The organism is Streptomyces sp. Isolate_45, assembly GCF_024721315.2.
Classification (GTDB): domain Bacteria; phylum Actinomycetota; class Actinomycetes; order Streptomycetales; family Streptomycetaceae; genus Streptomyces.
In genome coordinates, this window is record NZ_JANFAK020000329.1 from 1 (window position 1) to 2,568 (window position 2,568).

A 2,568-nucleotide genomic window follows, 5' to 3' on the forward strand; every position below is an offset into this window, starting at 1 on the left:
CCCCCCCCCCCCCCCCCCCCCCCCCCCCCCCCCCCCCCCCCCCCCCCCCCCCCCCCCCCCCCCCCCCCCCCCGCGGCGTTCCCGGGAGCCGCGGCCGGCTCCGTACGCGGGTCCGCCCGTAAGCCGGTCCGCTCCTCCGCTCCTCCGCTCCACCCGGGCACACGGCAGGGCGGCCCGGCGGAGGTTCCCGCCGGGCCGCCCTGAACCGTTCCCGCCGGGCCGCTACTTCAGCTGCTCCTCGTCGCAGCGCGCGACCCACGCCGCGAACGTCTCCGACGGGTCGGTCCGCCCGGCCAGGTAGCCGCGCGTCAGCCGCTCCACGTAGTCCGGCAGGTCCGCCGCCGTGGTCTTCAGCCCGCGCAGCTTCTTCCCGAAGCCGCCCTCCTGGTCCGCGGCCAGCGTCAGGCTGCCGCCCAGGTGCACCTGGAAGCCCTCGACCTGCCGGCCGTCCTCGTCGGCGACCAACTGCCCCTTCAGCCCGATGTCGGCGACCTGCGTGCGCGCGCACGAGTTGGGGCAGCCGTTGACGTTCACGCTCAGCCCCACGTCCTCTCCCGCCAGCCGCTTCTCCAACTCCGCGACCAGCGTCGCCGCCCGCTCCTTCGTCTCCACGATCGCCAACTTGCAGTACTCGATCCCCGTGCAGGCCATCGTGTTGCGCCGCCACGACGACGGCCGCGCCTCCAACCCGATGCCCCGCAGTCCCTCCACCAACGGCTCCGGATCGGCCACGTCCAACACCAACAGCTTCTGGTACGGGGTCAGCCGCACCCGGCCGCTGCCGTGCGCCTGCGCCAGATCGGCCAGCGCCGCCAGCTTCGTCCCCGACAACCGCCCCACGACCGGCGCCGCACCCACGTACGACAGCCCGTCGTGCTGCGGATGCACCCCGATGTGGTCGATCGGGGCCGCCGGGAGCTCCGGCGGCGGCCCGTCCGGCAGCGGCCGGCCCAGGTACTCCTCCTCCAGCACCCGGCGGAACTCCTCCACACCCCAGTCCGCGATCAGGAACTTCAGCCGGGCCCGTCCCCGCAGCCGCCGGTAGCCGTAGTCGCGGAACAGCCGCGCCACCGCCACCCACACGTCCGGGACCTCGTCCAGGGGCACCCACACCCCGACGTGCCGCGCCAGGATCGGCACCGTGGACAACCCGCCGCCCACCCACATGCCGAAGCCCGGACCGTGCTCCGGGTGCACCGTGCCCAGGAACGCCAGGTCGTTGATCTCGTACGGGATGTCCGGCAGCCAGGACACCGCCGACTTGTACTTGCGCGGCAGGTTCGACAGCGACGGGTCCCCGACGTACCGGGCGGCGATCTCCCGCACCGCCGGCGTCGCGTCCAGCACCTCCGCCGCGCCCACCCCCGCCACCGGACTGCCGACGATGACCCGGGGGCAGTCCCCGCACGCCTCCGTCGTGGAAAGCCCGACCTCCTCCAACCGCCGCCAGATCGCGGGCACGTCCTCGATCCGCACCCAGTGCAGCTGGATGTTCTGCCGGTCCGTGATGTCCGCGGTGTCGCGGGCGAACCGCATCGACACGTCGGCGATCGCCCGCAACTGCGCGAGGTCCAGGGTGCCGCCGTCGCTGCGCACCCGCATCATGAAGTGCTCGTCCTCCAGCTCCTCCGGCGCCAGCGAGCCCGTCCGCCCGCCGTCGATGCCCGGCTTGCGCTGCGTGTACAGCCCCCACCAGCGCATCCGGCCGCGCAGGTCGTCCGGGTCGATGCTCGCGAAGCCCTCGCGGGCGTACACCCGCTCGATGCGCTCGCGCACCAGCAGCGGATCCTCGACCTGCTTGAACTCCTCGTTCGCGTTGAGCGGTTCGCGCTCGCCCAACGCCCACTGGCCCTCGGGTCGCTTGGCGGCGGGCCGGGCGGTCCGTGCGGTCCGGACCGGTGGCGCGGCGGTTTCCGTCATCTGTCCGTGCTCCTACGTGGGCTGGGGGAGGGGGTTTCCGGCGTCCGGCCGGCTCAGGTCGTACCGAGGCCCGCGACCGGGACGACCATCCCGCTCGGCAGCCAACTCGTGGCCTCCGCGTGGTGGTGCCCGCCGGCAGCGCCGGGCCCGCCGCTGCCGGGGACGTACAGCACGGCCGTGGCGTACAACTTGGCGGGCGCCGGGGCGGCCGTGCCCCGGGCCCGGCGCCAGGCGTCGTACCCGGCGGAGGTGGGCAGCTCGCCCGGGAAGCGGGCGCCGAGCGCCTTCAGGTACTCCACCGCGGCCGGGCTGTTCGGCGCGTACCGCAGCGGGATGAGCTGGCCGGCGCTCGGCGAGAGCAGCGGCGCGGTGAACAACCAGGGCGCCAGATAGGTGCCCTCGGCGAACGTGCGGCCCGCCTCCACGTCCCGTACGGCCGCGTCCGCGCCCGCCCAGCCGGAGGTCACGACCAGCGGCCGCCGGCTCGAATCCGGCACGCCGACGGCGATCCCCGCCCGGCCCGCCGCCGCCCGCACCTCGGCGGCCGCGGCCCGGCCGCGCGGCGAGGCGTCCTCCACGAGCCCGAGGGAGCGGGCCCCGCGCCCGGCGAGGAACGCCACGGTCTCCCGCAGCGCGGCCGCGTCGGCG

At 75.6% G+C, this 2,568-nt stretch carries 1 protein-coding gene and 1 pseudogene; both read right to left on the reverse strand.

Annotation, left to right across the window (positions count from 1 at the left end; all coding sequences use genetic code 11):
- Nucleotides 1-222: 222 nt before the first annotated feature.
- Complete coding sequence (locus NOD94_RS40765) at nt 223-1,920, reverse strand: nitrite/sulfite reductase (RefSeq protein ID WP_281211293.1); 1,698 nt, start codon at nt 1,918-1,920, stop codon at nt 223-225.
- A gap of 53 nt (nt 1,921-1,973) precedes the next feature.
- Nucleotides 1,974-2,568: pseudogene (locus tag NOD94_RS40770) on the reverse strand (hypothetical protein); the annotation flags it as partial.

Bases quoted from the DNA above. Each gene is read 5' to 3' on its own strand.
- NOD94_RS40765 (WP_281211293.1), bottom strand. From the start codon at position 1,920: ATGACGGAAACCGCCGCGCCACCGGTCCGGACCGCACGGACCGCCCGG.